Here is a 24,052-nt window from a genome sequence, read left to right on the forward strand (position 1 = left end):
CCCTCGTCCGTCATGCCGAGTCCCATCAGCCGCGCGCCACGGCGCACGATCGATTCCAGTTCCTCGACTGTGTAGAAGTTGAGACGCACCGGAATACCGAAACGGTCGCGCAGCGGTGTGGTGAGCAGGCCGAGGCGCGTGGTCGCGGCGACAAGCGTGAATTTCGACAGGTCGATCTTCACCGAGCGCGCAGCCGGGCCTTCGCCGATGATGAGGTCGAGCTGGAAATCCTCCATGGCCGGGTAGAGGATTTCCTCGACGGCCGGGTTGAGACGGTGGATTTCGTCGATGAAGAGCACGTCGCGCTCTTCCAGATTGGTGAGCAGCGCCGCAAGATCGCCCGCCTTGGCGATGACCGGGCCGGAGGTGGAGCGGAAATTGACGCCGAGTTCCTTGGCCATGATCTGGGCCAGCGTCGTCTTGCCGAGACCGGGCGGGCCGACGAACAGGACGTGATCAAGCGCCTCGCCGCGGTTCTTGGCCGCCTCGATGAAGATCTTCAGGTTGGCGCGCGCCTCCGCCTGGCCGGTAAAATCGTCCAGCGTCTGCGGCCGCAAGGCGGTATCGATGTCTTCGCCGCGCTTTTCCGACGAAAGCAGTCTGTCATCTTCGCTCATTCGGCCCTAATCCCATTGTCCGCCGAAGAAGGCAACCGCATCACCGCGACAACTCCTTGAGGCCGAGGCGGATGAGTTTGGCGCTGTCGGCCCCCTCGCCGCCATTCTTCAGCGCGGCCGCGATGGCATTCGCCGCCTGGTCACGCGAATATCCGAGGTTGGTAAGCGCCGATACCGCATCGCTCACGGGCGCCGAGGCGACACCCTCGCCGATCTCCTGCTTGAGCCCGATGGAGCCCGACGCCTCGCCGGCAAAGGCCGGCGCCTTGTTGCGCAATTCCGTGACAATGCGCACCGCCACCTTCGGCCCAACGCCCGGCGCGCGCGACACGGCGGTCTTGTCCTGAAGCGCGATGGCGTTGGCCAGCTCCCCCGGCGTCAGCGTGGAGAGCACACCCAGCGCCACCTTGGAGCCGACGCCCTGCACGCTCTGCAACAGGCGGAACCATTCCCGTTCCAGCGCGGTCAGGAAGCCGAAGAGCCGGAACTGGTCCTCGCGCACATAGGTCTCGATGAACAGCACGGCCGCCTCGCCGGGCGAGCCGAGCCTGCCGAGCGTGCGTGCCGAGCAATGGGCGATATAGCCGACACCATGCACGTCGAGGATCACGTGGTCGTCGCCGATCTCGTCGATGGTGCCTTTGAGTTTGCCGATCATGGGTGAAGTCCGTCAGGGTGGGTTTCGGGAGAAATGATGTCGAGCGCGGGGAAGTAGGAGCGGTAGCGTGCCACGTTCCGCGTAAGAAGCCGATGGGATCGCACCGAGGCATGCGCCCCGATCAGGAAATCGGGCAAGGTGCGCTCGCGTTGCCCGCCGGCCCGCCGGTAGCGCTGATGCGCCAGCCCCGCCTGATAGGCGGCGGTGAAGGGCAAGGCCTCGCGCACCGGATTGAGGCGTGCAAGTGACTGCGCCAGCACGTCCTCGCCCGGCATCATACCGGCAAGCTCCGCCCAGACGATCGGGGAGAGGATGAACTGCGCGTCCTGCTTCAGCGCCAGAATCGCCTGCGACGACCAGGCCTTGAACGGCGTTTCCGGCCCGAAGACGTCGATGATGATAATGGTGTCAATCAGAACCGAGGTCATCGCGCGATCCCCGAAGCCAATCCATATATTCGTCGGTCGTCATTCCGCCGGTGTCGAACGTGCCGGAGCGGCTCTTCAGCCAGGCCTCGAATTCGTCAGGCTCCGCCGCCTTGCCGCCGGCGACGACGATCAGCCTCGCGCCCTTGTCATCGGCGACGAAATCCACCTCGGATCCCGGACCGATGTTCAACCGGTCGCGAATATCCTTCGGGATCGTCACCTGACCTTTTTCCGTCACACGCATGGTAATACCTCTGAGGTATTACCTACTGGCGAAACCGGAACAAGTCAAGAACATATCAGCCGACGAGCTTGGCGAGACGGCCCGAGAGGCCCTGACGGTTGTGGGCATGGCAGATAGCGATGGCGAGCGCGTCGGCCGCATCGTTGCCCACGAAGGTGGCCTTCGGCATCAGCACCTTCAGCATCATGTGGATCTGCTGCTTCTCGCCATGGCCGACGCCGATGACGGCTTTCTTGACGGCATTCGGCGCGTATTCGGCGACGCGCAGACCCGCGCGGGCCGGAACCAGCATGGCGATGCCGCGCGCCTGGCCGAGCTTCAGCGTCGCCGTCGCGTCCTTGTTGACGAAGGTCTGCTCGACGGCCGCTTCCCCAGGCTGGTAGCTGTGCACCACCTCGGCAAGCCCGTCATGCAGCTGGCACAGGCGCGAGGCCAGGTCCATGTCGCCATCGGAGGTCACCGTACCGGAGGCGACGAAGCGCAGCGAGTTGCCGAGCGTCTCGATGATGCCCCAACCGGTGCGGCGAAGCCCCGGATCGATGCCGATGATGCGAATCGTTTCCTGCATGGCAAAACCCTATTCCTGTCGGCCGGACCCTGCCAGCGAAATGTGAACAAAACAAAAACAAAGCCGACGTACATGAAAACCGTGCGGGGCCTGCTTGGATTTCACAAAACTGAACCTACATGGGAGGACAATCAAAACTGCTCACAAAGAGGCCGTCCCCATGGTGCCCTTCTCCATCCTGGACCTTTCGCCCATCGTCGAAGGCGGCACCGTCGCCCAGTCGCTCGAAAATTCAAGGCGTCTTGCCCAGGAGGCCGAAGCGCTCGGCTACAAGCGTTTCTGGCTTGCCGAGCATCACGGCATGCGCGGAATAGCCAGCGCCGCCACCTCGCTCGTCATCCAGCATGTCGCCGCTGGCACGCAAAAGATCCGCGTCGGCTCGGGCGGCATCATGCTGCCGAACCATTCCCCGCTGGTGATCGCGGAGCAGTTCGGTACGCTCGCCGCCCTCTTCCCGGATCGCATCGATCTCGGCCTCGGCCGCGCACCCGGCACGGACATGATGACGGCGCGAGCGTTGCGCCGCAACCTCGACAGCGCCGCCAACAATTTCCCGCAGGACGTCGTCGAGCTGATGCAGCTCCTGGGGCCGACGAGCCCGGAGCAAAAGATTGTCGCCGTTCCCGGCGCAGGCAGCAACGTGCCCGTCTGGTTGCTCGGCTCCAGCCACTATTCGGCACATCTTGCCGGCATGCTGGGCCTGCCCTTCGCCTTCGCCTCGCATTTCGCGCCGGACATGCTGCTGACGGCGCTCGAAATCTACCGCGAGCGATTCGAGCCGTCGCAATATCTCGACCGGCCGCATGCCATGGTCGGCGTGATGGGCGCTGCGGCCGATACGGATGCGCAGGCCGATTTCCTCTTCACCTCGATGCAGCAATCCTTCGTGCGCCTTCGCCGCGGCACGCCCGGCGCCTTCCCGGCGCCGGTCGACAACATGGATCCGCATTGGAGCGACGGGGAGCGCATCAATGTCGAGCATACGCTGCAATATGCGGTGGTCGGCGGGCCGGAGAAAATCAAGCGCCGCATCGCCGACTTCCTGTCCATGACCGGTGCGGACGAACTGATCGTCTCCATGCCGGTCTACGACATGGGCGCACGGCTGAAATCCGTGCGGCTCTTTGCCGAGGCGCGCGAGACGCTGGCAAAGGCGGCCTGACGAAAAAGGCCGGGGCCTTTTCGGCGCCCGGCCTTCTCGACTGATTGCATTGCGACCGATCAGGCCGAAAGCTTGGCCAGAACTTCGTCAGAGACCTCGAAGTTCGAGTAGACGTTCTGCACGTCGTCGTCGTCCTCCAGCGTCTCGATGAGCTTCATCAGCGACTGCGCCTTCTCCTCATCGACCGGCACGGTGTTCTGCGCCTTCCAGATCGCGTTTACGGTCTCGGCTTCACCGAGCTTGTCTTCCAGCGCCTTGGAGACTTCGCCGATGTCCTCGAAGCCGCAGATGATCGTATGGCCGTCCTCGTCCGTCGTAACGTCCTCGGCACCGGCATCGATGGCCGCTTCCATGACGCTGTCGGCATCGCCGGCGGACAGCTTGTAGGTGATTTCACCGACACGATCGAAGGAGAAGGAGACCGAGCCGGTTTCGGCAAGCGCACCGCCGGCCTTGGAGAAGGTCGAGCGGACGGAGGACGCGGTGCGGTTGCGGTTGTCGGTCAGCGCCTCGACGATGACGGCAACGCCGCCCGGGCCGTAGCCCTCGTAGCGGATCTCTTCGTAGTTCTCGCTGTCGGCGCCGGAGGCTTTCTTGACGGCGCGCTCGATATTGTCCTTCGGCATGGACTGCGCCTTGGCGTTCTGGATCGCCAGGCGCAGGCGGGCGTTCATGGCCGGGTCAGGAAGACCGGTCTTCGCCGCCACCGTGATTTCACGGGCAAGCTTGGAGAACATTTTCGACCGCACGGCATCCTGCTTGCCCTTGCGGTGCATGATATTCTTGAACTGTGAATGGCCAGCCATGGCACCCCTGTCTCGTTTTGGCGCCCCTTCTCGGGTCGCCGGTCGTTGAGCGGGGCATGACGGCCGCGGTGGAACGCCAGCCTGCAGCCCCGATTTTCGGAATGCCGCCTTATAATTTCATTGCCGCCGGACGTCCAGCAGTCCCGCAAACAAAGCAACGCCCGGTTTTCAATCTGCCTTGACGCGGGCGCGGCTCAACAGGAAGGAATGGCCGTCGCTGCGCTCGCAGGTCAGCCCCGTGCGCTCCGAATAGCAGGTGAAGGGGCCGGCGGACCAGGTCTCGCCATAGGGCACGACCGTCTCGGCGCCGCAGCAGCCCTGATCGCCGACATTCGTGCGAACAACCGCCTTGCCGCTTCGCCCCAGCGTGGCGCGCAGATATTTCGGCTCGATACGGTCGCAGGACAGTTCAGGCCCGCCATCGGCCGGCTGATAGGCCTGCGTGCCGCCTTCCGGGATGTAGATGCAGCCGATATTGCCGGACGGCATCATGAACTCCTGCGCCACGCCGAAGGAGCGAACCGGCGCCTTTTCAGCGGGGCGCGTCACCGTCTCGCGCGGCTGGCCGGATTCGGCCGCCGGACCGCCCGGTGTCGGCGCGCTGTTTGCGAAAGCAAGCGCCGGGAAGAGCAACAGGGCGGACGTGGCGAGGAGAAAGCGCATCAAGGGACTCCGGCATCAGACACCGGAGAGAATATGAATCGTCGGCCGCTTCGGCAAGTTGCGGATCGAAACGGTCATCGTCGCGTCGTCGTCCGTCACCGCATCGAAGCCATTCCCGAACATCGAAAGAAACTGGCTGACCGGCGGGCCGCGGCGATGCATGGGCAGGATGAGCGAGGAACGCAGCCGCTGCACAACCCGGCTCATGCTCTGCGCCCCCATGGTCAGCCCGCCATCGACCGGCACCATCAGCACATCGAGCCGGCCGATCTCACCGTACTGCTTCTCCGTCAATTCATGGTGCAGGTGGCCGAGATGTCCGATGCACAGGCCGGCCACCTCGAAGATGAAGATGGAATTGCCGTTCGGTTCCATCGCCCCGCCCCAGCCGCGGATATCGGTGGGCACGTTGCGGATATAGGTGTCACCCACCACCACGTCGTGGTCGGCGCCCTTTTGCGAACCGTCCTGCCAGCCATGCAGCACATATTCGATGCCGGGCTCCGGGGTCATCGTATAGTGGCTGGAATGCGCCTTGTTCATCGTCACCACGGTCGGCAGTGCCGGGGGCTTGTACCAGCCGTTATAGTCGGTGGCGATCTTCACGCCCGCCGGCGTCTCGATGAAGAAGGTCGAGTGGCCGACATAGGTGATGCGGACCTCCTCGTTCGCCTTCGCCTGCACCTGAAATATGTTCTCGGCGGAAAAGCTTGCGAACCTGACGGAGGGCAGGGAGCGGGCGATCATCTGGCACTGGCTGACCGGCGCCTCGGCTTGCGCCAGCGAATTTCGCGGCGCTGCAAGAACTGCAAGGGCGACGGCGATCAACGGCATGAGCAGGAGATGCGGCATGAGCGGCTCCGTTCACAGGTCGGCGGCGACTATGCGCCCGCACGCGGAACGGGTCGAGGCTTGCACGCCGAGCGGTGATCACAATCGGTTGAGCGGCCTTCCCCGACGAATCTCAATCCCGATGAAGAGCCGGATGTCGAAGCAAAGGCGCATCCGACCTTCACCGCCGTTTCTGCCGATCACCTGCGCCAAACGGTCGGGCGCATGAGGATCAGCGCCAGAAATCCGGCAGCGTTTCGGCAAGGCGCGGGCCAAGGCGCAGCGGGGCGATCTTTTCGGCAAGGCCAGTGCGGTCGGAAATCTCCACCGCCAGCCCGCAGATCGTCGCAGGACCGGAAGCCGCCTCGAAACGGCCTTTCGGCATTTTCGAGATGAAGCGATTGAGCGGCTCTTCCTTGTCCATGCCGAGCGAGGAGTCGTAGTCGCCGCACATGCCGGCATCCGACATGTAGCCCGTGCCGCCGTTCAGGATCTGGCAATCGGCCGTCGGCACATGGGTATGCGTGCCGACGACGACGCTGGCGCGGCCATCGACGAAATGGCCGAAGCACTGCTTCTCGCTCGTCGCCTCGGCGTGGAAGTCGAATATGATCGCATCCGCCTGCTCGCCGAGCGGGCAGGAAGCAAGGATCGCCTCGCCCGCCGTGAAGGGATCGTCGAGTTCGGGATGCATGAACACGCGGCCCATGATGTTGGCGACCAGCACGCGGGCGCCGTTGCGGGCGATGAAGAGATTGGCGCCACGGCCCGGCGTTCCGGCCGGATAGTTGGCGGGGCGCAGGAACTGGTCATGCCGGCCGGCAAAGCCGACCGCTTCCTTCTGGTCCCAGACGTGGTTCCCCGTGGTCACCACATCAGCGCCGGCATTGATCGTGCCGAGGAAGATGTCTTCGGTGATACCGAAACCGCCGGCCGAATTCTCTCCGTTAACGACGACGAAATCCAGCTTGAGGTCGCTGATCAATCCCGGCAGGCGCTCCCAGACGGCCGTCCGCCCGGTCTTGCCCACCATATCGCCCAGAAAAAGAAAACGCATCGAACTGCCTTACGAAACCTGTTGGAACATGCCGAGGCCGCTCTCGGTGAGAATGCCATCCAGGGGCACATCGTGCGGCTCTGCGGGTACTGATGCCACTTCCTGGCAGTCGAACGCAATGCCGATCAGCTTCGGCGTGCGGCCTTTCGCTTTCAGCCGGTCGATTGCCCGGTCGTAGTGACCGGCGCCATAACCGATGCGATGGCCAGTCCGGTCGAAGGCCGACAGCGGCACCAGCAGGATATCCGGATCGAGCACGGCGGCCTCCGGCCCCGGCCCGGTCGTGCCGAAACCGGTCTTCACCACCGGCGCGCCGGCGACCAGTTCGCGGAAGAGGATCGTCTCGCGGTCGAGCACGACGGGCAGGCACAGCCGCGCGCCCCGGCTGCGCAGATGCGCCATGAGCGGACGGATATCGGCCTCCGAGCGGATAGGCCAGAAGCCGGAAATCACCGTACCGGGCTCGAATGCGATCTGGTCGCCTGCATGATCGATCATGGCGAGGCTACCCTCGATGCGCGCCTCCACCGTCATCGCGTCGCGCAACGCCAGCCGCTCGTTGCGGATCGCCGCCTTCTGTTCCTTGGGTGTCACGGATGTCTCCAGCCTTTTGGCGCGTGGCTTACCAGCTGACGGTGCCGGAATGCAATTCCCCTTCCTCTTGCGACAGGAAGCGGCCTGTCCCACAACGGGACAAAGGCGCGAAAATCCGCGGAGCCCTGTTAAACATTGCGACAGCTTGCGCTTTGCCCTCCATCGACCAGCCTTTAAGCGGGACGCATGACGCCCCCGGCAAATGATCCTTCCCGCCTTCCCGAACTGACCGAAATCGAAAAACGGTGCCTCGAACTTGCCGCCAACGGCAGGACGGTGGCTGAAATCGTGCTCGAAACCGACCTTGCAATGGCTCGCGTGACGGAGGCCATTCGCAGCGCCATCGACAAACTCGACGCCCGCAATGTCACGGGCGCGATCATCCGCGCCGTACGGCTCGACCTGATCTAGGCAGCTGCCGAGGTTTCCGCCAGCCGCAGCATGGCCTGCGCAGCGCCCTCGTCGGTGATCAGCGTGTTGCAGCCGACGCGCCGGATCGTGGCGCGGATCGCCGGCGCCCGGTGCGCCCCGCCCGAGACGAGTACGATGTGGCGCGCCTTCTTGACCGTATCGAGATCGATCGACATCACCCGGTGGCGGATCGGATGGTCGATCGTATGGCCTTCCGCATCGAGGAAATTGCACATCGTATCGCAGACGCAGCCGGCCGCGATAAGTTCGTCCAGTTCCTGCCGGGCTATGAAATCGCGCGAGAGCGAGCTGGACCGCGGCCCGATGTCACCGCAGCTCACCACGGCGATATCCATGTTTTCAGCCAGATCGAACAAGGTTTTCAGCCCGCATTTCTCGATGAGGCTGCGCTTGGTCTCCTGTGAATCGACAAGCAGCGGCGCAAGAAACAGGTAGCATTCCGCGCCGAGCTGGCTCGCCAGCCGCCAGGTATATTCAATCGGATTGATGTGGTGGGCCTCGACCACTCCGCCAAGCAGCGAAACGACCTTCACCCGCTCGCGCCGCGCCGGGCGGAAGCTGGCGAGCGAGGCCGTCAGCGTGCGCCCCCAGCCGACGCCCACCGTGCAATCATCCGGGATCGCCTCGGTCAGGAACTGGCCAAGCGCCAGCCCGACGCTCCGGGCGGTCGCCTCGGCGCTGCTGGCCGCCGGCACCACCACGGCCTCGTCCAGCCCGTAGGCCTTTTCCAGCCGCACGGCGAGCTCGACGCAGTCGGCAATGCCCTCGTTGATCCAGATCTGCACCTCCGAGCGCTTCAGCGCCTCGTCGAGCATGCGGATGACCGTGCTGCGGCTGACGCCGATCTTCTCCGCCACATCCTTCTGGGTGAGGCCCTGATTGTAATAGAGCCAGGCGGCCCTCAGCCGAAGCGCCGCCGATTCCGAATAGGCCGTATGTGTGTCGCGCCGGAGCCTTGCCACGTCGCCTCCATCTGTCTGCAATCGTTTCCGGGGGCCACCTTATCACGCCAAACAGGAAATGCGACATATGTTCATCAGATTGTGCAAAAGTGCTTGACTTCCTCCCCTGGAGACGATGATAGTCCGCCTCATGTCCGCTGGCGGTTTTCTGCCGGCAGATGATGTGCGAGCACATAAGGCGAGCGAAACGGAAGCACGGTCGCCGGATGCGCTTTCAGGAACTTGGAGGAGGGTCACGCATTTCCCTTGCGGAAGGCGGCCCACAACAACCATTCGGGATTTCGGATATGACGTCCAAGCTTGAACAACTCCGCGCGATGACGACCGTCGTGGCAGATACCGGCGACATCGAAGCCGTCCGCCGCCTGAAGCCGGTCGACTGCACCACCAACCCCACCATCGTCCTGAAGGCTCTGGGCACGCCGGCATTTGCCGATGCGGTGACGGAAGCCATCCGCTGGGGCCAGTCGCAGGGCGGCAATCACGAAGGCGTCGTCACCGCCGTCGCCGATCGCCTGGCGATCTCCGTCGGTGCAGCTCTCGCCGAACTCGTGCCCGGCCGCGTCTCGACAGAAGTCGATGCCGACCTGTCCTTCGACACGCAGGCCTCCATCGCCAAGGCCCGCGAGATCATCAAGGCCTATGACGCGCGCGGCATTTCCCGCGAGCGCATCCTGATCAAGCTCGCCTCCACCTGGGAAGGCATCCGCGCCGCCGAAGTACTGCAGAAGGAAGGCATCGACTGCAACCTGACGCTGCTCTTCAACAAGGCCCAGGCCATTGCCTGCGCCGATGCCGGCGTCTTCCTCATCTCGCCCTTCGTCGGCCGCATCCTCGACTGGCACGTCAAGGCAAGCGGCAAGACCTTCACGGCGGAAGACGATCCGGGCGTGCTCTCGGTCCGCGCGATCTACGACTACTACAAGTCCAACGGCATCAACACGATCGTCATGGGCGCCTCCTTCCGCAACACGGGCGAAATCGAAGCCCTTGCCGGCTGCGACCGCCTGACGATCAGCCCTGCCCTGCTCGAGGAACTCGATGCGGCCCAGGGCACGCTGGAGCGCAAGCTTTCGCCGGAAAAGGTCGTCAAGGTTTCGCCGGTCAAGATCGACGAAAAGACCTTCCGCTGGATGCTGAACGAAGACGCCATGGCCACCGAGAAGCTCTCCGAAGGCATCCGCGCCTTCGCCAAGGACCTCGGCAGCCTGCGCGCCATGATCGACAAGGAACTGAAGGCAGCCGCCTGAGGTTTTCTCTTGCCCGAAATGACGAAAGCCGCCCGTTGGGCGGCTTTTTTCGTCTGGCGACATGAAGGGGAAAAGTGCGATCCACGGCGACCGATGGAGGTTTACGATCCTGGGTGCCTACAAACGTAGGTGGGCACCGTGTGACCAAGCCCACGGGCCGGGTCAGGGACAGCTCCCTTTGGATCGAGTATGGCCCCAGGGATTGTGGTTCCTGTCGAGAAGCGCAGATCGCAATCGATATATAGGCGCAAAACGGGCTGTTCGCCAGTGGCAATTCTGCCGATTAGTTCGCCGGGGGCTTGCCCGACAGTTTTGCAGCCATGCCCTGGATCTGGCTTGTCAGTTCGCCGAGCGCCTGCGCAATCGCGTCCTCGCTCTTGGACACCTCGTCCATCACGCCTTCCCGCCCCTGGCGCAGCTCCTCGGCTTCCTTTTCCAGCTTGGCAAGACGGCGGGTGACGTCGTTCAGCTCATCCATCACCATGATGCCGGCCATGACGGTCAGGCGCAGGTCGCCGATCTCGCCGAACTGCGATTTCAGGTGCCCGACATACTGATCGAAGCCGGCGGCAAGCTCTTCGAGATGCGCCTCCTGGCCCTCTTCGCAAGCCATGCGATAGGCCTTGCCATCAATCTGTACGGTTACCTGTGCCATGCGGAATTTTCCTGATTACGGGGAATGCGGCGCTTAACGGTCGAGCACGGCCCGGATCGTTTCCATGGCCGTGACGAGCCGGCGGGAGACCTCGCGGTTCACCTCCTCCAGCCGGTTTGCGCGGAATTCGGACTGGTCGAGTTCCTGGGCAAGCCGCGAGCGGTCAGTGTTGACGCGCCGCACCTCTCCTTCCACCTCGCCCCGATCGCGTTCGCGATCGAAGCGCATGTCGAGCGCATTGTCGAGGCTCGCGACGGCTCTGCGGAGCTCCTCGATTGCTGCCCTGACTGTTTCCCCGTTGGTCATAAAGCCTTCACCGGCACTCTCAAAAAACACGAATCGCCGCCGCCAGCGCCGGTTCTCTCCCCTTGACAGTATTCAACTGCGGGCATCAGCGTCAACAGCGCGGCGTTACAGGCGGAAACGCCGCTGTGGATCAGCGCTCGAGACAGCCGGAAAAGGAGCCGCCCGGCCTCATTCAGAAATGCTAAAAAAGGTCGCAGGACCACCCTTGAAGTGCCGGAAAACCCGCCGAATTCGTTGACTCCGACGGCGCACCTGCTATGTGTCACCCGCTTCCAACCGATGCTCCGAGCGGCGTCGGCCCCAACACCTCGTAGAATACGGAACAGTCATGATCTCTCGCGAAAAACACGACCGGATGGCGAACGCAATTCGCTTCCTTTCCATGGATGCCGTGGAGAAGGCGAATTCGGGCCACCCCGGCCTTCCCATGGGCGCAGCAGATATCGCAACGGTTCTTTTCACCCGTTTCCTGTCCTTCGATCCGAAGACCCCGTCCTGGCCGAACCGCGACCGCTTCGTGCTGTCGGCCGGTCACGGCTCGATGCTGCTTTACTCGCTGCTGTATCTGACGGGCTACGACGACATCACGATCGACGAGATCAAGAACTTCCGCCAGCTCGGCGCCAAGACCGCCGGCCACCCGGAATACGGCCACGCCGCCGGCATCGAGACGACCACCGGTCCGCTCGGCCAGGGCATTGCCAACGCCGTCGGCATGGCGCTTGCGGAACGCAAGCTGCGCGACGAATTCGGCAACGACCTCATCGAACACTACACCTACGTCCTGGCCGGTGACGGCTGCCTCATGGAAGGCATCAGCCAGGAAGCCATCGCGCTTGCCGGCCACCTGAAGTTGAACAAGCTGATCGTGTTCTGGGACGACAACAACATCTCGATCGACGGCCCCATCTCGATGGCCGACTCGACCGACCAGCACGCCCGCTTCCGCGCCAGCCAATGGCACACGATCGCCATCGACGGCCATGATCCGGATGCGATCACCGCCGCCATCGAGGAAGCACAGAAGTCCGACAAGCCGACCATGATCGCCTGCAAGACGACCATCGGCTTCGGCGCGCCGACCAAGTCCGGCACGCACAAGGTGCACGGCTCGCCGCTCGGCGCCGAGGAAATCTCGGCCACCCGCAAGGCGCTGAACTGGGAATCGGAACCCTTCGTCGTCCCGTCCGACGTGCTGGACGGCTGGCGTCTCGCCGGCCTGCGCTCCGCCAAGGCCTACAAGGAATGGGAAGCCCGCCTCGAAAAGACGGAAGCCGAGAAGAAGGCGCAGTTCGTCCGCCGCTTTGCCGGCGACCTCGAAGGCAGCCTCGATTCGGCAATCTCCGCCTACAAGAAGAAGCTTGCCGAAACCAAGCCGAACCCGGCGACCCGCAAGGCCTCGGAAGACGCGCTTGAAGTCATCAACGGCGTTCTGCAGGAAACAATCGGCGGCTCGGCCGACCTGACCGGCTCGAACAACACCAAGACCAGCCAGACCAAGTCGATCACCCCGACCGACTTCTCCGGTCGCTATATCCACTACGGCGTGCGCGAGCACGGCATGGCGGCAGCGATGAACGGCATGGCGCTGCATGGCGGCCTCATCCCCTATTCGGGCGGCTTCCTGATCTTCTCGGACTATTGCCGTCCGTCGATCCGCCTTGCAGCCCTGATGGGTATCCGCGTCATCCACGTTCTGACGCATGACTCCATCGGTCTTGGCGAAGACGGCCCGACCCACCAGCCGGTCGAGCACATGGCGGCACTGCGCGCCATCCCGAACCTGCTCGTCTTCCGCCCGGCCGACGCCACGGAAACGGCAGAGTGCTGGCAGCTGGCGCTCGAGAGCCACAACCGCCCGTCGGCAATCGCCCTCACCCGCCAGAACCTGATGCCGGTACGCCTGGAATACGAGGAAGAGAACCTCTGCGCCCGCGGCGCCTACGATCTCGTTTCGGCCAGCGACGCCCAGGTCACGATCTTCGCTTCGGGTTCCGAAATCGAGATCGCGGTGAAGGCGCAGCAGACGCTTTCGGCCAAGGGCATCGCAACCCGCGTCGTCTCGGTGCCGTGCTTCGAGCTGTTCGCCGAACAGCCGGAAGCCTACCAGGAAGCGGTCATCGGCAACTCGCCGGTCAAGATCGCCGTCGAAGCCGGCATTCGCCAGGGCTGGGATCACTTCATCGGCTCGGACGGCATCTTCGTCGGCATGTCCTCGTTCGGCGCATCGGGTCCCTACAAGGAACTCTACAAGCACTTCGGCATCACGCCGGAAGCTGTCGTCGCCGCTGCGGAAGCCAAACTCGCCTGAGTGCCGTCGGGCGCGGCCTCCCGTCGCGCCCACACCGCCAACAGATTTTTTGATAGGGAGAGACCCGAAATGACTGTGAAAGTTGCCATCAACGGCTTTGGTCGCATCGGCCGCAACGTGCTGCGCGCGATCATCGAATCCGGCCGCACCGACATCGAAGTCGTCGCCGTCAACGACCTCGGCCCGGTCGAGACCAATGCGCACCTCGTTCGCTACGATTCTGTCCACGGCAAGTTCCCGGGCACCGTCACCGTTACCGGCGACACGATCGACGTCGGCCGCGGCCCGATCCGCGTCACCGCCATCCGCGACCCCAAGGAACTGCCCTGGGGCGACGTCGATATCGCGCTGGAATGCACCGGCCTCTTCACCACTAAGGAAAAGGCATCCGCGCACCTGGCCAACGGCTCCAAGCGCGTGATCGTTTCCGCACCGTGCGACAATGCCGACAAGACCATCGTCTACGGCGTCAACCACAACACGCTGACGAAGGATGACCTGGTCATCTCCAATGCGTCGTGCACGACGAACTGCCTGGCGCCGGTCGCCTACATTCTCGACAAGGCCTTCGGCATCGAGAAGGGCTACATGACGACGGTTCACGCCTATACGGGCGACCAGCCGACCCTCGACACCATGCACAAGGACCTCTACCGCGCCCGCGCGGCGGCCCTGTCCATGATCCCGACTTCGACGGGCGCCGCCAAGGCCGTCGGCCTCGTGCTGCCGCAGCTCAAGGGCAAGCTCGACGGTTCGTCGATCCGCGTGCCGACCCCGAACGTCTCGGTCGTCGACCTGAAGTTCGTCCCCTCGCGCAACGTCACGGCCGAGGAAGTCAACGCTGCCATCAAGGCAGCCGCCGAAGGCGAACTGAAGGGCATCCTCGACTACGTCACCGGCCCGCTCGTCTCGATCGACTTCAACCACGACAGCCATTCGTCGAACTTCGCCGCCGACCAGACCAAGGTCCTCGACGGCAATCTCGTTCGCATCCTGTCCTGGTACGACAACGAATGGGGCTTCTCCAACCGCATGTCCGACACCGCGGTTGCCCTCGGCAAGCTCATCTGAGCTGAGACACCAAGCACCCGGGCAGCGATGCCCGGGTGTTTTTCCATGATTATTCGACAAGTGCAGGATCGGCGCCATGACCTTCAAGACCCTCGACAATCTCACCGACATCGCCGGCAAGCGCGTGCTCGTCCGCGTCGATCTCAATGTTCCGGTCAAGGACGGCAAGGTCACCGATGCAACCCGCATCGAGCGCGTCGCGCCCACCATCCTCGAACTGTCGAAGAAGGGCGCCAAGGTCGTCCTGCTCGCGCATTTCGGCCGCCCGAAGGGTGAGGCCGTCGCCGACATGTCGCTGGAGCAGATCCTGCCGGCGGTGAACGACGTCCTCGGCAAGACCGTCCGCTTCGCCGCAGACTGCATCGGCGAGCCGGTCGCCGCCGCCATCGCCGCCATGCAGGACGGCGACATCCTGCTTCTGGAGAACACCCGCTTCCACAAGGGCGAAGAGAAGAACGACGCGGACTTCACCGCCGCCCTTGCCGCCAATGGCGATATCTACGTCAACGACGCCTTCTCGGCTGCGCACCGCGCGCACGCCTCGACCGAAGGCCTCGCCCATCTCCTGCCCGCCTATGCCGGCCGCACCATGCAGGCCGAACTGGAAGCGCTCGAAAAGGGTCTCGGCAATCCGGTCCGCCCGGTCGTCGCCATTGTCGGCGGCGCGAAGGTCTCCACCAAGATCGACCTTTTGATGAACCTCGTTAAGCGGGTCGACGCGCTGGTCATCGGCGGCGGCATGGCGAACACCTTCCTTGCCGCCCGCGGCACCAATGTCGGCAAGTCGCTCTGCGAGCATGACCTTGCCGAAACCGCCAAGCAGATCATGATCGAGGCGGCGACCGCCACCTGCGCCATCGTGCTGCCGGAAGACGGCGTCATCGCCCGCGAGTTCAAGGCCAATGCCGAGAACGAAGTGGTCGACGTCAACGCCATTCCGGCCGACGCCATGATGCTCGATGTCGGCCCGAAGACCATCGAGGCCGTCAACACCTGGATCTCCCGCGCCACGACGCTCGTCTGGAACGGCCCGCTCGGCGCCTTCGAAATCGCGCCCTTCGACGCGGCGACGGTTGCCGCCGCCAGGCACGCCGCGGCCCGCACGAAGGAAGGCAAGCTCGTCTCGGTCGCCGGTGGCGGCGATACGGTTGCCGCCCTCAACCATGCCGGTGTCGCGGACGATTTCACCTATGTCTCGACCGCCGGCGGCGCCTTCCTCGAATGGATGGAAGGCAAGCCGCTGCCGGGCGTCGAAATCCTGCACCAGCAGAAATAAGCTCGCACCCCTTGCGCTCTGCCGCCGATCGCCTACATTCTGCTTAACGTCAACGTTCAGAAAGGAAGGTGATCCAATGTCTAATGAGATTTCGGTCTTGGCTTCGGGCATGGGAATTGTGGTGAGCGAAACGAGGCAGCCCTCGTTCTGAGCCCACCTTCCTGCGGGCACTTCTGCCCGGGTCCGCACCGGACCAAACCTCATGGGGGCCACCTTCGGGTGGCCCTTTTGCGTTTCGCACGCTCAGTTCATGCCTCGGGCCGTGCCCGCAGGGGCTTCCCTCAGGGACGTATCAGGACCGTCAGCATCATCATCGCAATGGCGACGACCGCGATCTTCCAGAAATCCGCGCGCCGCTTCAGCCCCGGCAGACCGATGGGCCGGATGAGATGCAAAAGCATGACGGCAAGCAGCAGGGCGGGAAGGATTTTCGACATGGCGGCCTTTCTCCGCCCTTCCTGTCACACCTCAGACACTTTTCCAAGCGATCAGCGCAAGGCCTGAAAATCACGCCCCGACAAGCCTTTGCATCTGGCAATCGGCAATAGGTGCGCTATTCCTATCCCATCGATGAAACTGCGGAAATCACATGCGTAAAAACCTCATTTCCGTCTTCGCGCTTCTCATGGGCACCCTGTTCCTGTTCCTCGGAAACGGCCTGCACGGCCTGCTTCTGCCCATGCGCGGCGCCTTCGAGGGATATGCGACCACGATGCTCGGCCTGCTCGGCACGTCCTGGGCAACGGGCTTCGTGCTCGGCTGCCTTCTGGCGCCGACCGTCGTCAAGCGCATCGGCCATGTGCGCGCCTTCTCCGGCTTTGCCTCGCTGATCGCCATCATAGCGCTTCTGACGGGCATGCTGGTCGATCCCATCTGGTGGATCGTGCTGCGCGCCGTCACGGGCTTTTCCATCGCCGGCACCTCGATGATCATCGAAAGCTGGTTGAACGAGCGCGCCACCAACGAGAGCCGCGGCCTGATCTTTTCACTCTATATCGCCATCACGCTGATCGGCACCGTCGGCGGCCAGATGACCGTCGCGCTCGGCGATGTGACGACGCCGCTGCTCTTCATGTTCGCCGGCATTCTCTATTGCCTCGCCATGCTGCCGACGACCCTTTCGACCGCCGCCTCGCCGCAGCCGCTGAAGCAGGTCAGGCTGGACATACCGGCGCTCTACCGCACCTCGCCCATCGCCTGCGTCGGCATCGTGCTGATCGGCATTGCCAATGGCGCCTTCGGTACGCTGGGCGCAGTCTTCGGCGCCAATGCGGGCCTGACCTCCAGCACGATCGCCATCATGATGAGCGTCGCAATCTTCGCCGGCGCCGTCATGCAGCTCCCTGCCGGCCGCATCTCCGACCGGGTCGACCGGCGCATCGTTCTGGCCGTACTCGCCGCCATCGCCGCCGTGGCAGGCCTTGCGCTCGTCGTCTTCCAGCCGGCCTCGGTGACCGTACTGCTGGTGCTGACCGCCCTCTACGGGGCGGCGGCCAACGCGCTCTACCCGATCGCCGTCTCGCACGCCAACGACTTCGCCAGCGCCGAGGACTTCGTGAAGGTTTCCGGCGGCCTGCTGCTGCTCTACGGCGTCGGCACGATCATCGGCCCGACGCTCGGCGGCCCGATCATGTCGGCGGTCGGCCCCTATGCGCTCTTCATGGTGACCTGCTCGGCGCATATCCTCATCACGATCTACGCCATCATCCGCAGCCGCCGTCGCGCCGCCTTGCCCGCCGAGATGCGCGATTCCTATACCACCATCAATCCCGGCACACTTACCACGCCGGAAAGCCTTCAGCTTTCGCCGCGCGCACAGGCCGCCGACGAGCAACAGGAGGAACGCAACCAATGAGCATGCTTGACGACGACCGTTCCGTGAAGAAGCCCGCACACGAGATCGGCAGCGATCTCTCCTTGCTGTCGGTAGACGAGCTTTCGGTCAGGATCGACCTCCTGCGCGCGGAGATCGAACGGCTCGAATCGGAGAAGGCGAGGAAGGGCGCCAGCCGCTCGGCGGCGGAGAGCCTGTTCCGCTAGAGCCGGGGATACCCCTCCCCGAATCACGCCACCCTTCAAAAACGGCCCGTGCCGGATTGCCGCAGTCTTGCCGAAAAGGCACAGGCTCGACCGAACCGGCAATAGAGTTAACCGGCCATTAAGCCTTACATGTTATTACTCGCACATCCGGTCCTTCCGGGTTCAGACATTTTCGTCCTTTGGCGCATCGGTCTGATTTTTCTCCCTGTTTTACCTTTAGAGCCGCTTTCTGCGGCTCTTTTTTTGTTCCCCCGGAATCGGTCTGGAACACCCGCCGTGAAAGAATTGTGGAGATTAACCCTTTCTTAAGAATACCCTTGCGCGAATTAGGTTATGGCATCATCCTCAAGACATAGACCGGCCACTTGGAACACCTCGGGCCAACCTTCCGTTACCTGCATTGTGATGCGTTCAACAGGGATCAAACCATGTCCGAAAGAGGATTGAATACCGTCAGCTTTGCTGGCCACGTTGCGTCTTCGGCGCAATTCAAGTCCCTGTACGCGGAGGGCATGGGCCTGGTCGAAGAGACCGCCAGCTATCTCGACGGCGTCGGTCGCCAGGCGTCCAAGGTCCTGCCGCGCATGGCCTCGGTGCTCTATGCGGCAGAATCGATGCGCCTCACCACCCGCCTGATGCAGATGGCCTCCTGGCTCCTGCTCCAGCGCGCCGTCAACAATGGCGAGATGAACCGCGAGCAGGTCCTGTCCGAAAAGAACAAGGTCCGCCTCGACAGCTTCAACGTCGACAAGACCGCACCCGGCTGGAACGACCTGCCGGAAGCCTTCCGCGACCTCATCGAGCGCTCGCTGCGCCTGCAGAACCGCATCGCCCTGCTCGACCGCGAGATCTACCGCCCGCAGGACGTCCAGACCTTTCAGCCGGACAACCAGAACAGCGTCCAGGCCCAGCTCAACCTGCTGCAGACCGCCTTCGGCAACAACTGAGCGCCAAAGCAGGCACGACGATACGAACCCGGCTCCGGCCGGGTTTTTTGTTGTTCGCGGGGGAATGAGGGGCAGCATTCCCCAAATTCAGGCAACAAAAAACCCGGCCTGAAGCCGGGTCCTTGAAATCGTCTGCGACGCAGAAAGATTAGAGGCCGAGGCCTTCGAAGCGCTTCTTGAACTTGGAAACGCGGCCGCCACGGTCCAGCATCTGCTGGTTGCCGCCGGTCCATGCCGGGTGCGACTTCGGATCGATTTCAAGGTTCATCGTTGCGCCTTCCGAACCCCAGGTCGAGCGGGTTTCGTACTCGGTGCCGTCAGTCATGACGACCTTGATCATGTGGTAGTCGGGATGGATATCAGCCTTCATGACACTCTTCCTGCCTGTTCCGGGGGCCATTTGTCGCAATGGATTGCGGCAGCGCGGCCAAAGACGTAAATGAAGCCGCGGTCGGTCGGACCTACGGCTTCCCAATTCGATGGCGAGCCTATACATGAAGGCCGTCTGGATAACAAGAGCCGAAAGACAATTCGTGCCGCTAGGCACTGGAAACGGGGGTATGGTGTCCACAGACAGAGAGCACGTCGCGCAGGAAAAGCCCGCGCGTCAAAACATTCGTCCGCTGGGCAGGCTTGCTCCCTATATCCGCCGCTATCGCGGCCTGGTCGGCGGGGCTCTGGTCGCGCTCGTCATGGCTGCCGTGACGACGCTGATCCTGCCGATCGCCGTGCGCCGCATGATCGACCACGGCTTCTCCGGCGCCGATCTCGGTTTCATCAATACCTATTTCACTATGCTCTTCGCGCTGGCCGGTATGCTCGCCCTGGCCAGCGGCATGCGCTACTACTTTGTCATCACGCTCGGCGAGCGAATCGTGGCCGATCTTCGCCGCGATGTCTTCGCCCATGTGACCAGGCTCTCGCCCGCCTTCTTCGACGTCAACCAGTCCGGCGAGATCGTCTCGCGCCTGACTGCCGACACCACGCAGATCAAGTCCGCCGTCGGCGCCACCGCCTCGGTCGCGCTGCGCAACCTGATCCTCTGCTTCGGCGCCATCGGCATGATGGTCTATACGAGCCCGAAGCTTTCCAGCCTCGTCATCGCCGCCATTCCCGTCATCGTCTTCCCGCTGGTCGCCTTCGGTCGCTCGGTGCGCCGCCGGTCGCGCGAGGCGCAGGATACGCTTGCCGCCGCCTCGGCCTATGCCGGCGAGGCGATCGGCGCCACCCGCACGCTTCAGGCCTTCAACGCGGAAGAGGCGGCCCGTACGCGCTTCTTCGGCAATGTCGAGAGCGCCTATGAGGCAGCCCGCTCCGCCATCCGCGCCCGCTCGCTGCTGACCGGCTTTGCCATCGCCATGATCTTCGGCTCTGTCGTCGCCGTACTCTGGTTCGGCGCACGGGACGTCCTGTCCGGCACGCTTTCCGCCGGAACGCTCGGCCAGTTCCTGCTCTATGCGGTCTTTGCCGCCGGCAGCCTCGGGGCGCTTTCGGAAGTCTGGGGCGAACTTTCACAGGCCGCCGGCGCTGCCGAACGCCTGAGCGAACTGCTCGCCGAGCCGCCGGCCATCACCGCACCCGCCAGCCCGGTGGCACTGCCGATGCCCGCGCGCGGCGAGATCGCCTTCAGGGACGTCCACTTCTCCTACCCGGCACGTCCCGGCTATCGCAGCATCAACGGCCTCGACTTCGCGGTAAAGCAGGGCGAGACCGTCGCCATCGTCGGCCCCTCCGGCGCCGGCAAAAGCACGATCTTCTCGCTCATCCTGCGTTTCTACGATCCCGATTCCGGCACCGTCCTTCTCGATGGCGTCGACCTGCGCACCGCCGACCCGGAAGCACTGCGCCGCCGCATCGCGCTGGTGCCGCAGGATGTGACCATCTTCGCTGCAACGATCCGCGACAACATCGCCTTCGGCATGCTCGATGTCAGCGACGAGGCGATCCGCGCCGCGGCGAAAGCCGCACAGGCGGAAGAGTTCATCGAACGGCTGGACAAGGGCTATGACACGATGGTCGGCGAGCGCGGCGTCACGCTTTCCGGCGGCCAGCGCCAGCGCATCGCCATTGCCCGCGCGATCCTGAAGGATGCGCCGCTGCTGCTGCTCGACGAGGCGACCTCCGCCCTCGACGCCGAAAGCGAAACCCTGGTGCAGAAGGCGCTCGACGGACAGATGGGCAAGCGCACGACGATCATCATCGCCCACCGCCTCGCCACCGTGCTGAAGGCCGACCGCATCCTCGTCATGGAAGACGGCCGCATCGTCGAGGAAGGCACGCACCAGTCGCTCATCCGGCAGGATGGCCTCTATGCCCGCCTCGCCCGGCTTCAGTTCGACCATGGCGGCCAGGCCTTCCTCGAGGAAGAACGCGCGGTCGGCTGATCGAAGCCCTTGCCGCGCGGCGCTGGCGCCCTATCCTGAGGTGGCGACTTCACGTCACCTCGGGAGGAGAACAACGTGGCATTTTCGACGATCACCCGCCGTACCCTCATTGCACTTGGCACCACCGTGCTCGCATCACTGGCGCTGGGAATACCCGCAAGCGCCCAGCAATTCCCCGACCGGACCATCACGCTCGTCGTGCCGTTTGCGGCCGGCGGCTCGACGGATGTCGTCGCCCGCATCATCGCCCAGAAGATGTCGGAAAACCTCGGCCAGCAGATCGTCGTTGAAAATGTCGGCGGAGCGGGCGGCAGCCTGGGGGCGGACCGCGTGGCCCGTGCCGACCCGGACGGCTACACGATCCTGATGGCGACCGTCGCCACCCATGCGCTGAACCCGCTGATCCTGAAAACCAAGCCTTATGATGCGGAAAAGGATTTTGCACCGGTCTCGCTGCTCGTCATCGTGCCGAACGTGCTGGTGGTCAATCCGGAATTGCCGGCCAAGACCGTCGAGGAGCTTCTGGCGCTGCTGAAGGCCGAGCCGGAAGGCTACAGCTACGCCTCCTCCGGCAACGGCACGCCGCTGCACCTTTCCGGCGAACTCTTCAAGAGCATGGCCGGCGTCAGCATGCAGCATGTGCCCTACAAGGGCTCCGGCCCGGCGCTCAACGACGTGATCGGCAACCAGATCCCCATTATGTTCGACAACCTGCCGTCCTCTTCCAGCCACATCAAGGCCGGCACGCTGCGCGCCCTCGCCGTCACGACAAAGGAACGCGCCGCCTCCTTCCCGGATGTGCCGACAGTCGCCGAAGCCGGCATTCCCGGCTACGAGACCTATACGTGGAACGCCCTCTTCGCCCCTGCCGGCACGCCGGCGGAAGTGGTCGCAAAGCTCAACGAAGCGGCGAACAACGCACTCAAGGACCCGGCGGTCGCCGAACGCATGAAGGAATTCAGCGCAACGATCGTCGGCTCGACGCCGGAAGAGCTCGGCAAACACGTTACGGCGGAGCTTGCCAAATGGAAGCCGGTGGTCGAAGGCGCCAATATCCAGATGGATTGATCGCCAGCCAGTCCGGTCGGCGCTGTCAGGCGCCGACCGCCCTGCCCGCGATGCGGCCGGAAAGGAGGCACCCGCCAAGGAAGGTGCCCTCCAGCGCGTTGTAGCCATGCAGGCCGCCGCCGCCGAAACCGGCCGCCTCGCCCACCGCGTACAGGCCCGGCACCGGCTTTCCGGACAGTTCCAGCACCCGGCCGGACAGGTCCGTCTGGAGCCCGCCCAGCGTCTTGCGCGTCAGGATGTTGAGACGCACGGCGATCAGCGGCCCGGCCTTCGGATCGAGCAGACGGTGCGGCCGCGCCGTGCGCATCAGCCTGTCGCCGAGATAGGCGCGCGCGCCGCGGATGGCGGTGACCTGCGCATCCTTCGAGAAGAGGTTCGCGATCTCGCGGTCGCGCGCCTCCACCTCGGCCCGCACCTGCGCCACATCCAGCAACGGTTCGTCGGTCAGTGCATTCATCGCGGAGACAAGATCGCCAAGATCGGTGCGCACCACAAAATCCGCGCCCTTGTCCATGAAGGCCTGCACGGGGCCGGGCGGGTTGCTGCCGAGACGCTTCAGGAGCAGCGGAATGTTCTTGCCGGTCAGGTCCGGGTTCTGCTCCGAGCCGGACAGCGCGAATTCCTTCTTGATGATCGACTTCGTCAGGATGAACCAGCTATGGTCGTGGCCGGTCGCACGGATCGCCTTCAGCGTCGCCAGCGTATCGAAGCCCGGCATGGCCGGCGCCGGGAACCGCCGTCCGCGCGCATCGAGCCAGAGCGACGACGGTCCGGGCAGGATACGGATGCCGTGGCCCGGCCAGATCGGATCCCAGTTCCTGATCCCTTCCGTATAGTGCCACATGCGGTCGCCATTGATGACCGAGCCGCCGGCCTGCTGCGCAATCCCCAGCATGCGCCCGTCGACATGATCCGGCACGCCGCTCACCATGAAGCCCGGCGGGTCGCCGAGGCGCTCGCGCGGCCAGTTCTGCCGCACCAGATCATGATTGCCGCCGATGCCGCCGGAAGAAACCAGAACCGCGCCGGCCCGAATGCTGAAATCGCCCACGACCTCGCGTGAGGTCGAGCGTCCCCGTTCAGCGCCATCCGGCTTGAGCACCGCGCCGTGCGCGCCGACGACCGCACCGCCCTCGATGATCAGGCCATCGACCCGATGGCGGAAGCGGAATGCGAGCACGCCGGATGCGCGCAGTTCCTCTGCGCGACGAAGGAAGGGCGCCAGCACGCCGGGGCCGGTGCCCCACGTCACATGAAAGCGCGGCACGGAATTGCCGTGGCCGGTGGCGAGCCCGCCGCCGCGCTCGGCCCAACCGACGACCGGGAACCAGCGCATGCCCATGGCGTGCAGCCAGGCGCGCTTCTCGCCGCTCGCAAAATCCAGATAGGCTTCCGCCCAGCGGCGGGGCCAGTAGTCCTCCTGCCGGTCGAAGCTGGCCGAGCCGTGCCAGTCCTGTCGGGCGAGGTCGATGCTGTCGCGGATGCGCATCCGCCGCTGTTCGGGACTGTCGATAAAGAAGAGGCCTCCGAGCGACCAGAATGCCTGACCGCCAAGGTTCTGCTCGCCCTCCTGATCGAGGACGATCACCTTGAGGCCACGTCCGGCCGCCTCCGTCGCTGCAACGAGACCGGCAAGGCCTGCCCCGATCACCAGAAGATCGCAATCCACCGCACCGCCTCCCGCTACATCAGGAAGAAAACTTACGCGCACGTATGCGTAAG

At 64.1% G+C, this 24,052-nt stretch carries 27 protein-coding genes and 1 other RNA gene; 11 read left to right on the plus strand and 17 right to left on the minus strand.

Translation table 11 applies throughout. The features are described 5' to 3' along the window. From ruvB to ruvC, 5 genes are all read right to left on the minus strand, one after another. A partial coding sequence (ruvB, locus tag WA950_RS09805) for a Holliday junction branch migration DNA helicase RuvB (protein ID WP_424551528.1) occupies nt 1-617 on the minus strand: 617 nt, incomplete at its 3' end. A gap of 40 nt (nt 618-657) precedes the next feature. Then, nucleotides 658-1,275 (minus strand): Holliday junction branch migration protein RuvA, encoded by a 618-nt coding sequence (ruvA, locus tag WA950_RS09810; protein WP_424551529.1) that lies wholly within the window; start codon nt 1,273-1,275, stop codon nt 658-660. Then, nucleotides 1,272-1,703: a type II toxin-antitoxin system VapC family toxin gene (locus WA950_RS09815; protein ID WP_424551530.1), complete on the minus strand. Its 432-nt coding sequence runs from the start codon at nt 1,701-1,703 to the stop codon at nt 1,272-1,274. Before WA950_RS09815 ends, ruvA begins: the two co-directional genes overlap by 4 nt. Further along, nucleotides 1,684-1,947, minus strand: coding sequence for an AbrB/MazE/SpoVT family DNA-binding domain-containing protein (locus tag WA950_RS09820; protein WP_424551531.1), 264 nt, complete (start codon nt 1,945-1,947; stop codon nt 1,684-1,686). The genes WA950_RS09815 and WA950_RS09820 overlap by 20 nt, the downstream gene beginning before the upstream one ends. 55 nt (nt 1,948-2,002) lie before the next feature. After that, on the minus strand, nt 2,003-2,515 hold the full coding sequence (gene ruvC / locus WA950_RS09825; RefSeq protein WP_424551532.1) for a crossover junction endodeoxyribonuclease RuvC: 513 nt from the start codon (nt 2,513-2,515) through the stop codon (nt 2,003-2,005). Nucleotides 2,516-2,675: 160 nt separating this feature from the next. Here ruvC and WA950_RS09830 point away from each other — a divergent pair, with 160 nt between their 5' ends. Further along, on the plus strand, nt 2,676-3,677 hold the full coding sequence (locus WA950_RS09830; protein WP_424551533.1) for an LLM class flavin-dependent oxidoreductase: 1,002 nt from the start codon (nt 2,676-2,678) through the stop codon (nt 3,675-3,677). A 59-nt stretch (nt 3,678-3,736) separates the two neighbouring features. On the opposite strand, the gene WA950_RS09835 is transcribed toward WA950_RS09830, so the two are convergent. The 5 genes from WA950_RS09835 to WA950_RS09855 form a co-directional block, all read right to left on the minus strand. Then, nucleotides 3,737-4,483 (minus strand): YebC/PmpR family DNA-binding transcriptional regulator, encoded by a 747-nt coding sequence (locus tag WA950_RS09835; RefSeq protein WP_424551534.1) that lies wholly within the window; start codon nt 4,481-4,483, stop codon nt 3,737-3,739. Between the two features lie 168 nt (nt 4,484-4,651). Then, nucleotides 4,652-5,146, minus strand: a complete 495-nt coding sequence (locus WA950_RS09840; protein ID WP_424551535.1) for a hypothetical protein — start codon at nt 5,144-5,146, stop codon at nt 4,652-4,654. Nucleotides 5,147-5,161: 15 nt separating this feature from the next. Continuing rightward, a complete protein-coding gene (locus WA950_RS09845) occupies nt 5,162-5,998 on the minus strand; it encodes an MBL fold metallo-hydrolase (RefSeq protein WP_424551536.1) in 837 nt (278 codons plus the stop codon). 211 nt (nt 5,999-6,209) lie between these two features. Continuing rightward, on the minus strand, nt 6,210-7,034 hold the full coding sequence (locus WA950_RS09850; RefSeq protein ID WP_424551537.1) for a TIGR00282 family metallophosphoesterase: 825 nt from the start codon (nt 7,032-7,034) through the stop codon (nt 6,210-6,212). A 9-nt stretch (nt 7,035-7,043) separates the two neighbouring features. After that, complete coding sequence (locus WA950_RS09855; protein WP_424551538.1) at nt 7,044-7,628, minus strand: 5-formyltetrahydrofolate cyclo-ligase; 585 nt, start codon at nt 7,626-7,628, stop codon at nt 7,044-7,046. 186 nt (nt 7,629-7,814) lie between these two features. On the opposite strand from WA950_RS09855, the gene WA950_RS09860 reads away from it, so the two are divergent. Then, entirely contained in the window at nt 7,815-8,039 is a 225-nt protein-coding gene (locus WA950_RS09860) for a hypothetical protein (RefSeq protein ID WP_424551539.1), read from the plus strand. On the opposite strand, the gene WA950_RS09865 is transcribed toward WA950_RS09860, so the two are convergent. After that, the gene (locus WA950_RS09865) at nt 8,036-9,022 is read right to left on the minus strand and encodes a sugar-binding transcriptional regulator (RefSeq protein WP_424551540.1); all 987 of its coding nucleotides are present in this window, start codon (nt 9,020-9,022) and stop codon (nt 8,036-8,038) included. The two genes, WA950_RS09860 and WA950_RS09865, sit on opposite strands and share 4 nt — an antisense overlap. 287 nt (nt 9,023-9,309) lie before the next feature. On the opposite strand from WA950_RS09865, the gene tal reads away from it, so the two are divergent. Beyond that, complete coding sequence (tal, locus tag WA950_RS09870) at nt 9,310-10,272, plus strand: transaldolase (protein WP_424551541.1); 963 nt, start codon at nt 9,310-9,312, stop codon at nt 10,270-10,272. A 74-nt stretch (nt 10,273-10,346) separates the two neighbouring features. On the opposite strand, the gene ssrS is transcribed toward tal, so the two are convergent. The 3 genes from ssrS to WA950_RS09885 form a co-directional block, all read right to left on the minus strand. Further along, nucleotides 10,347-10,505, minus strand: a non-coding RNA gene (gene ssrS, locus WA950_RS09875) — 6S RNA. 50 nt (nt 10,506-10,555) lie between these two features. Beyond that, nucleotides 10,556-10,927, minus strand: coding sequence for a cell division protein ZapA (locus WA950_RS09880; RefSeq protein WP_424551542.1), 372 nt, complete (start codon nt 10,925-10,927; stop codon nt 10,556-10,558). Between the two features lie 33 nt (nt 10,928-10,960). Beyond that, on the minus strand, nt 10,961-11,233 hold the full coding sequence (locus tag WA950_RS09885; protein ID WP_424551543.1) for a DUF4164 domain-containing protein: 273 nt from the start codon (nt 11,231-11,233) through the stop codon (nt 10,961-10,963). A gap of 328 nt (nt 11,234-11,561) precedes the next feature. Here WA950_RS09885 and tkt point away from each other — a divergent pair, with 328 nt between their 5' ends. From tkt to WA950_RS09900, 3 genes are all read left to right on the plus strand, one after another. Beyond that, a complete protein-coding gene (gene tkt, locus WA950_RS09890; RefSeq protein ID WP_424551544.1) occupies nt 11,562-13,544 on the plus strand; it encodes a transketolase in 1,983 nt (660 codons plus the stop codon). Nucleotides 13,545-13,613: 69 nt separating this feature from the next. Then, on the plus strand, nt 13,614-14,615 hold the full coding sequence (gene gap, locus WA950_RS09895) for a type I glyceraldehyde-3-phosphate dehydrogenase (protein ID WP_424551545.1): 1,002 nt from the start codon (nt 13,614-13,616) through the stop codon (nt 14,613-14,615). A 76-nt stretch (nt 14,616-14,691) separates the two neighbouring features. Then, nucleotides 14,692-15,891, plus strand: a complete 1,200-nt coding sequence (locus WA950_RS09900; protein WP_424551546.1) for a phosphoglycerate kinase — start codon at nt 14,692-14,694, stop codon at nt 15,889-15,891. 281 nt (nt 15,892-16,172) lie between these two features. On the opposite strand, the gene WA950_RS09905 is transcribed toward WA950_RS09900, so the two are convergent. Continuing rightward, nucleotides 16,173-16,328, minus strand: coding sequence for a hypothetical protein (locus WA950_RS09905; protein WP_424551547.1), 156 nt, complete (start codon nt 16,326-16,328; stop codon nt 16,173-16,175). Nucleotides 16,329-16,480: 152 nt separating this feature from the next. On the opposite strand from WA950_RS09905, the gene WA950_RS09910 reads away from it, so the two are divergent. From WA950_RS09910 to WA950_RS09920, 3 genes are all read left to right on the plus strand, one after another. Then, the gene (locus WA950_RS09910) at nt 16,481-17,746 is read left to right on the plus strand and encodes an MFS transporter (RefSeq protein ID WP_424551548.1); all 1,266 of its coding nucleotides are present in this window, start codon (nt 16,481-16,483) and stop codon (nt 17,744-17,746) included. Then, nucleotides 17,743-17,931 carry a DUF1192 domain-containing protein gene (locus WA950_RS09915; RefSeq protein WP_424551549.1) on the plus strand — a complete coding sequence of 63 codons (189 nt, stop codon included), beginning with the start codon at nt 17,743-17,745 and terminating at the stop codon, nt 17,929-17,931. The genes WA950_RS09910 and WA950_RS09915 overlap by 4 nt, the downstream gene beginning before the upstream one ends. Before the next feature lie 428 nt (nt 17,932-18,359). After that, the gene (locus tag WA950_RS09920; RefSeq protein WP_424551550.1) at nt 18,360-18,878 is read left to right on the plus strand and encodes a DUF1465 family protein; all 519 of its coding nucleotides are present in this window, start codon (nt 18,360-18,362) and stop codon (nt 18,876-18,878) included. 148 nt (nt 18,879-19,026) lie between these two features. Here the strand turns inward: WA950_RS09920 and rpmE are convergent, their stop codons facing one another. Next, nucleotides 19,027-19,248, minus strand: a complete 222-nt coding sequence (rpmE, locus tag WA950_RS09925) for a 50S ribosomal protein L31 (protein WP_306032346.1) — start codon at nt 19,246-19,248, stop codon at nt 19,027-19,029. A 190-nt stretch (nt 19,249-19,438) separates the two neighbouring features. On the opposite strand from rpmE, the gene WA950_RS09930 reads away from it, so the two are divergent. Together WA950_RS09930 and WA950_RS09935 are read left to right on the plus strand one after the other, a co-directional pair. Further along, the gene (locus tag WA950_RS09930; protein ID WP_424551551.1) at nt 19,439-21,262 is read left to right on the plus strand and encodes an ABC transporter transmembrane domain-containing protein; all 1,824 of its coding nucleotides are present in this window, start codon (nt 19,439-19,441) and stop codon (nt 21,260-21,262) included. A 75-nt stretch (nt 21,263-21,337) separates the two neighbouring features. Next, on the plus strand, nt 21,338-22,330 hold the full coding sequence (locus WA950_RS09935) for a Bug family tripartite tricarboxylate transporter substrate binding protein (protein WP_424551552.1): 993 nt from the start codon (nt 21,338-21,340) through the stop codon (nt 22,328-22,330). Between the two features lie 25 nt (nt 22,331-22,355). On the opposite strand, the gene WA950_RS09940 is transcribed toward WA950_RS09935, so the two are convergent. Further along, a complete protein-coding gene (locus WA950_RS09940) occupies nt 22,356-23,999 on the minus strand; it encodes an FAD-binding dehydrogenase (protein ID WP_424551553.1) in 1,644 nt (547 codons plus the stop codon). Nucleotides 24,000-24,052 lie beyond the last annotated feature (53 nt).

It is taken from the genome of Shinella sp. (assembly GCF_049651085.1).
Lineage (GTDB): Bacteria > Pseudomonadota > Alphaproteobacteria > Rhizobiales > Rhizobiaceae > Shinella.